This window comes from Burkholderia sp. Ac-20345 (assembly GCF_017104825.1).
Taxonomy (GTDB): domain Bacteria; phylum Pseudomonadota; class Gammaproteobacteria; order Burkholderiales; family Burkholderiaceae; genus Burkholderia; species Burkholderia lata_B.
In genome coordinates, this window is record NZ_JAAGPO010000333.1 from 1 (window position 1) to 6,698 (window position 6,698).

Sequence of the window (6,698 nt, forward strand, 5' to 3'; positions counted from 1 at the left end):
GGCCGCCGCGCGTGCAAGCCGCACGCCGAGCGCGGCCGCGAGCGTCTTTTCGTCCGCCGACAGCCCGGCGGCTGCCGAGCGATCGTGCTGCGCGACGTGCGACGCGCCGTACGGCGTGCCGCCGGTGCGGGTCGTGGTGAGCGCGGATTCCGTGTACGGGATCCCGACGATCATCATTCCGTGATGGAGCAGCGGCAGCATCATCGACAGCAACGTCGATTCCTGGCCGCCGTGCAGGCTGCCCGTCGACGTGAATACGCTGGCCGGCTTGCCGGTCAGTGCGCCCGACAGCCATTGCGGTGTGGTGCCGTCGAGGAAATACTTGAGCGAGGCGGCCATGTTGCCGAAGCGGGTCGGCGAGCCGAGCGCGAGGCCCGCGCATTCCTCGAGATCGCGCAGTTCCGCGTACGGCGGGCCGTCGGCGGGGATGTCGGGGGCGGTGGCTTCGCAGACGGCTGACACGGGCGGCACGGTGCGGATGCGGGCCTGCATGCCCGGCACGCTGTCGATGCCGTTCGCGATCGCGAGCGCGAGATCGCGCGTGGCGCCGTGGCGGCTGTAATAGAGAACGAGGATGTCTTTCATGGGCGACGGAGCCGCGTGCGGCCGCGCGCGTGCCCGGTGCAGTCGGCCCCTGCTGGAATCGAGCGGCTATTATAGGGGCTGAAGCCGTCGCGCAGCGCGGCGGCGGCGCGCCGTCGGGCGCGCGGTATCAAGAAGGAGAAGCCGTTTGCCGAAGTTGAGCGTCGATCTCGACACCCTCAAGCGCCTGGCGCAGTTCGCGGCCCGGCGCAGCGCCGAGGATCGCATCCCGCAAGTGGCGGGCAGTCTCACGTTCACGACGATGCTGGCGCTCGTGCCGCTCGTGACGGTCGCGTTCGCGCTGTTCACCGCGTTCCCGATGTTCGCGTCGTTCCAGATCTCGCTGCAGGGGTTCCTCGCGGATCACCTGATGCCCGCGCAGTTCAACGTCCAGATCTTCAAGTACCTGAACCAGTTCGCGTCGAAGGCGAAGGGGCTGACGACGGCCGGCCTGATCGTGCTCGTCGTTACGTCGGTGATGACGATGATGACGATCGAATCGGCCTTCAACCTGATCTGGCGGGTGCGCAAGCCGCGGCCGTTCGCGCAGCGCGTGCTCGCGTACTGGGCGCTGATCACGCTCGGCCCGCTGCTGTTCGGCGTGAGCCTGTCGATCTCGTCGTACCTGTTCACGCAGTCGCTCGCATTTACCGGCGCAGCTCCGTCGACGTCGATCGTCGAGTGGCTGCTCGCGCTGGTGTCGCTGCCGCTGACGGTGCTCGCGTTCACGCTGCTGTACGTGTACCTGCCGAACTGCACGGTCGCATGGCGCGACGCGGTGATCGGCGGGTTGTTCGCGGCCGTTGCGTTCGAGCTCGCGAAGCGCGGCTTCGGCTACTACGTGCGGCGTATTCCGACCTATACGGCGGTTTATGGCGCGTTCGCGGCGCTGCCCGTGTTCCTGTTATGGGTCTACCTGAGCTGGTTCATCGCGCTGCTCGGCGCGATGGTGGCCTCCGCGCTGCCGGCGATCCGCGTCGGCCAGTTCCACCGTATCCACTATCCGGGCAGCGACCTGCTCGACGCGCTGGAAATGCTCGCGCGGCTGGCCGAAGCGCGCACGGCCGGCAAGCGCGGCTACACGGCGATGCGGCTCGCGACCATGCTGCGCTGCGACATGGAAACCGCGCAGCGCCTGCTGCTGACGATGGAGGAGCGGGAATGGATTGCGCGGCTCGACGGCGGCGGCGAGGCCACGCCGCGCTACATCCTGCTCGCGAACCCGGAGCAACTGACGCTCGCGCAGCTGTTCGACGTGCTGGTGATCGACCGCACGGAGCTGACCTACCAGCTGCAGCGGCGCCGCAGCCATGTCGATGGCGCCGCGCTGCTCGCGGTGCTGTCGAGCGACCGATTCGACGTGTCGCTCGCGTCGCTGATCGCCGCGCACCGGGTTGCCGGCGCACAGCAGGCGGGCGCCCCGGGGCAGGCGCCGAGCGGCGTGTCCGACCCGCATGCACGGCCGCCGCGGCCCGCGTGAGCGGGGCGCCCGGCCGTTACAGCGGGATCTTGCCGGTGCAGATGTCCTTGAACATCACCCAGTCGCCCATCAGGCTGTAGATCGGGTGCCGGAACGTGGCCGGGCGATTCTTCTCGAAGAAGAAGTGTCCGACCCACGCGAACCCGTAGCCGCAGACGATCGCTGCCGGCAGCCACAGCCAGTCGCCGGTCGCGATCGCCATCGCGACGCAGCCGATCACGCCGAGCGAGCCGATGAAGTGCAGCCGCCGCGACGTCAGGTTCTGGTGTTCGTTCAGGTAATACGGGTAGAAATCAGCGAAGCTGGCGAATTGCTCCGAATGCGTATGGGCCATGGCCGTCTCCTCGGGCCGCTGTTCATGGGGCCATTGTGCTGCCGGCGGCCCGCTTCGGCAAGCGGGGGCGGCCCGCCGCGCGGGCCCGAGCTTTCCTTTTGACAGGCTTTCCGATAGGATCGAAAGAGGTTTTGCATTCAAGCATGAGGGGACTACGATGCGCGTCAGCGATATTCTGAAAGTGAAGGGCAACACGCTGTTTACGGTGACGCCCGATAAGCCGCTGCGCGAAGCGGTCGATACGATGGCCGAGCACGACATCGGTTCGCTGGTCGTGATGGAGTACGGCGATCTCGTCGGGATGCTGACGTTCCGCGAGATCATCCTGCGCCTGCACGTGAACGGCGGCGCGATCGGCGACGTGCAGGTGCGCAAGGTGATGGACGAGCCGCTCACGTGCACGCCGGAAACGGATGTCAACGAAGTGCGCCGGATGATGCTCGAGCGCCATGCGCGCTACATGCCGGTGCTCGACAAGAAGGTGCTGATGGGCGTCATTTCGTTCTACGACGTCGCGAAGACGGTCGTCGAGGCGCAGAGCTTCGAGAACCGGATGCTGAAGGCGTACATCCGCGACTGGCCGGAATCGGAAGCCGAAGCGCACAAGTCGTGAACCACGCCGCGCCCGTCGCCGTCATGCGCGGGCGCCGCCACCCGGCGCGCGGCGGCGCAGGTTTGTCCTGCGCCGCCGTTTTTTCAATGACCACACGAGGCCCGCGCAGCGCTGCCCAGACAACGCGCGCGTATTCCGCATGAGCGATCAAACGCAAGCCACTTCCGGGCGGCGTGACGAACGGCACGCGCACGCGTCGCAGTTCGACCTGCTGCGCGAGCGCCGTTTCGCGCCGTTCTTCACGACCCAGTTCCTCGGCGCGCTGAACGACAACGTCTTCAAGATCGGCTTCACGTCGCTCGTCACTTATCACACCGCGCGGTTCTCCGGCGTCGATGCGAAGACGGCGGCCTTCCTGATTTCCGCGATCTTCATCCTGCCGTTCGTGCTGTTCTCGGCGACGTCCGGCCAGATCGCCGACAAGTACGACAAGGCGACCCTCACGCGCTTCGTGAAGACCTTCGAGATCGTGCTGATGCTGGTCGGCGCGGCCGGCTTCGTCACGCACAGCGCGCCGCTGCTGTATCTGTGCACGTTCATGATGGGGATGCACTCGACGCTGTTTGGGCCCGTCAAGTATTCGTACCTGCCGCAGCATCTCGGTGAACATGAGCTGGTTGGCGGCAACGGCCTCGTCGAGATGGGTACGTTCATCGCGATCCTGATCGGCACGATCATCGGCGGCGCGGCGGCGGGCATCGAGGGCAGCGGCGAGCGCGTGCTCGCGGTGAGTGTCGTCGTCATCGCGATCGCGGGGCGGTTCGTCGCGCAGCGCGTGCCATCCACGCCGGCACCGCAGCCCGATCTCGTGATCAACTGGAATCCGGTCAGCGAGACCTGGCGCAACCTCGGGCTCGCACGCCAGAACCGCACCGTGTTCCTGAGCCTGCTCGGCATCTCGTGGTTGTGGTTCGTCGGCGCGACGTTCCTCACATCGTTCTTCAATTTCGCGAAGGACGTGCTGTCCGCGAGCCCCGACGTCGTCACGATCCTGCTCGCGACGTTCTCGGTCGGCATCGGCCTCGGCTCGCTGCTGTGCGAACGGCTGTCGCAGCGGCGCGTCGAGATCGGCCTTGTGCCGCTCGGCTCGATCGGCATCAGTGTGTTCGCGATCGAGCTGTATTTCGCGAGCCACGCGCTGCCGTCGCCCGGCCATCTGCTGTCGGTCGGCGAGTTCCTGGCCGGCGCACGCCACTGGCGAATCCTGGCCGACCTGTTCCTGCTCGCGATGTTCGGCGGCTTCTACAGCGTGCCGCTGTACGCGCTGATCCAGAGCCGCAGCGCACCCACGCACCGCGCGCGGATCATCGCGGCGAACAACATCCTGAACGCGCTGTTCATGATCCTGTCGGCCCTGATGGCGATGGGGCTGACCAAGGCCGGCGTCGACATCCCGGGGCTGTTCCTCGTCACCGCGCTGCTGAACGTGATCGTCGCCGCGTATATCTACCTGCTCGTGCCCGAGTTCCTGCTGCGCTTCGTCGCGTGGGTGCTCGTGCATACCTTTTACCGGATTCGCCTCGTGCACGCGGAACGGATTCCGGCCGAAGGGGCGGCCGTGCTCGTGTGCAACCACGTCAGCTACGTCGACGCACTCGTGCTGGCCGCCGCGAGCCCGCGCCCGATCCGTTTCGTGATGGACCACCGGATCTTCAAGACGCGCTTCGCGGGCTGGGTGTTCCGGCATGCGAAGGCGATCCCGATCGCGCCGCGTCACGAGGATCCCGCGATGCTCGCGCGTGCGTACGACACCTGCGAGGCCGCGCTGAAGGACGGCGAACTCGTGTGCATCTTCCCCGAGGGCAAGCTGACGAAGACGGGCGACATCAACACGTTCCACCACGGCATCACGGAGATCCTGACCCGCACGCCGGTGCCCGTGATTCCGATGGCGCTGCGCGGGCTGTGGGGCAGCTATTTCTCGCGGCATTCCGATGCGCGGATGCCGCGGCCCATCAAGCGCGGCGTGATGAGCCGGTTGACGCTGGCGGTCGGCGAGCCGATCCCGGCGTCGGTCGCGACGCCCGAGGCGCTGCAGGCCGCCGTGACCGAACTGCGCGGCGCGCGGAAGTAGGCGGGCGCCCGGCGGCAGGCATTCGGCTGCAACCGGGCCGGAACGGGCTTCTGCCGCGCCAGCCGGGCCGCGCGCGCACGTCCCGTGCGTCCGGGCTGCGTTTCATGCGGCCCGCGTGCCCGGGACGGCTGGCATAATAGCGGCTTACTTCTTTTTCTCGACCGGCAAACGATCGACCTGCCTGCGGCCTGGGCAGCGCATCGGTTTGCCCATTTCTCTTTGGGCGGTTCCATCATGTCCGGCAATACCCTCGGCACGCTTTTCACTGTCACGACCTTCGGCGAATCGCACGGTCCCGCGATCGGCTGCGTGATCGACGGCTGCCCGCCGGGAATGGGGCTGACCGAAGCCGACATCCAGGTCGAACTCGATCGCCGCAAGCCCGGCACGTCGCGCCACGTGACGCAACGGCAGGAGGCCGACGAGGTCGAGATCCTGTCGGGCGTGTTCGAAGGCGTGACGACCGGCACGCCGATCGCGCTGCTGATCCGCAACACCGACCAGCGCAGCAAGGACTACGGCAACATCGTCGAGACGTTCCGTCCCGGTCACGCCGACTACACCTACTGGCAGAAATACGGCATCCGCGACTACCGCGGCGGCGGCCGCTCGTCCGCGCGCTTGACCGCGCCGATCGTCGGCGCGGGTGCGGTCGCGAAGAAGTGGCTGCGCGAGCGCTTCGGCGTCGAGGTACGCGGCTACATGAGCGGCCTCGGCGAGATCGACGTGCCGTTCGTCGACTGGTCGCACGTGCACGAAAATCCGTTCTTCTCGCCGAATGCGGCGGTCGTGCCGGAGCTCGAGGCGTACATGGATGCGCTGCGCAAGGACGGCGATTCGATCGGCGCGCGCATCGACGTCGTTGCGTCGGGCGTGCCGGTCGGCTGGGGTGAGCCGGTGTTCGACCGCCTCGATGCGGACATCGCAAAGGCGATGATGAGCATCAACGCGGTGAAGGGCGTCGAGATCGGCGCCGGCTTTGAAAGCGTCGCGCAGCGCGGCTCGGTGCATGGCGACGAGCTGACGCCGGGCGGTTTCGTCGGCAACCATGCGGGCGGCGTGCTCGGCGGGATTTCGACGGGGCAGGACATCACCGTGTCGATCGCGATCAAGCCGACGTCGAGCATCCGCACGCCGCGCCGGTCGATCACGAAGGCCGGCGAGGAGGCGACGGTGGAAACGTTCGGCCGTCACGATCCGTGCGTCGGCATTCGTGCGACGCCGATCGCCGAGTCGATGCTCGCGCTGGTGCTGATCGATCATGCGCTGCGCCATCGCGCGCAGTGCGGCGACGTCGAGACGCCGACGCCGAAGATCGCGGGCAGCGCGACCTGACGCAAGCGGGCGGGGCGCAGCGCGTCTCGCCCGGCAGTTGCGCGGAGAATGCAAAACGGGGCGCTGCTTCAGGCAGCGCCCCGTTTCGTTTGCGGCAGCCAAAAAAACGCGCCGCTCGTGGCGGCGCGTTCCGGCGATTACATGTTCGGGTAGTTCGGCCCGCCGCCGCCTTCCGGCGTGACCCACACGATGTTCTGCGTCGGGTCCTTGATGTCGCAGGTCTTGCAGTGCACGCAGTTCTGCGCGTTGATCACCAGGCGGTCGCTGCCGTCGTCGTTCT

At 67.4% G+C, this 6,698-nt stretch carries 7 protein-coding genes; 4 read left to right on the forward strand and 3 right to left on the reverse strand.

All coding sequences use genetic code 11. The annotated features are described in order from the left end of the window. Nucleotides 1-585 (reverse strand): NAD(P)H:quinone oxidoreductase (gene wrbA / locus G3O06_RS45795; protein WP_205820030.1); only part of this gene is annotated, 585 nt, incomplete at its 3' end. A gap of 145 nt (nucleotides 586-730) precedes the next feature. Between wrbA and G3O06_RS45800 the strand changes: the two genes are divergently transcribed. Continuing rightward, nucleotides 731-2,062, forward strand: coding sequence for a YihY family inner membrane protein (locus G3O06_RS45800; RefSeq protein WP_205820031.1), 1,332 nt, complete (start codon nucleotides 731-733; stop codon nucleotides 2,060-2,062). A 16-nt stretch (nucleotides 2,063-2,078) separates the two neighbouring features. On the opposite strand, the gene G3O06_RS45805 is transcribed toward G3O06_RS45800, so the two are convergent. Beyond that, a complete protein-coding gene (locus tag G3O06_RS45805; protein ID WP_174912726.1) occupies nucleotides 2,079-2,396 on the reverse strand; it encodes an Mpo1-like protein in 318 nt (105 codons plus the stop codon). 157 nt (nucleotides 2,397-2,553) lie between these two features. On the opposite strand from G3O06_RS45805, the gene G3O06_RS45810 reads away from it, so the two are divergent. The 3 genes from G3O06_RS45810 to aroC all read left to right on the forward strand — a co-directional run bounded on the left by G3O06_RS45810 (nucleotide 2,554) and on the right by aroC (nucleotide 6,418). Beyond that, the gene (locus G3O06_RS45810) at nucleotides 2,554-3,009 is read left to right on the forward strand and encodes a CBS domain-containing protein (RefSeq protein ID WP_006755543.1); all 456 of its coding nucleotides are present in this window, start codon (nucleotides 2,554-2,556) and stop codon (nucleotides 3,007-3,009) included. A 139-nt stretch (nucleotides 3,010-3,148) separates the two neighbouring features. Further along, nucleotides 3,149-5,083 (forward strand): MFS transporter, encoded by a 1,935-nt coding sequence (locus G3O06_RS45815; protein ID WP_205820032.1) that lies wholly within the window; start codon nucleotides 3,149-3,151, stop codon nucleotides 5,081-5,083. 234 nt (nucleotides 5,084-5,317) lie between these two features. Then, nucleotides 5,318-6,418, forward strand: a complete 1,101-nt coding sequence (gene aroC / locus G3O06_RS45820; RefSeq protein WP_174912720.1) for a chorismate synthase — start codon at nucleotides 5,318-5,320, stop codon at nucleotides 6,416-6,418. A 137-nt stretch (nucleotides 6,419-6,555) separates the two neighbouring features. On the opposite strand, the gene G3O06_RS45825 is transcribed toward aroC, so the two are convergent. After that, on the reverse strand, nucleotides 6,556-6,698 hold a 143-nt coding region (locus tag G3O06_RS45825; protein WP_155623433.1), incomplete at its 5' end, for a 4Fe-4S dicluster domain-containing protein.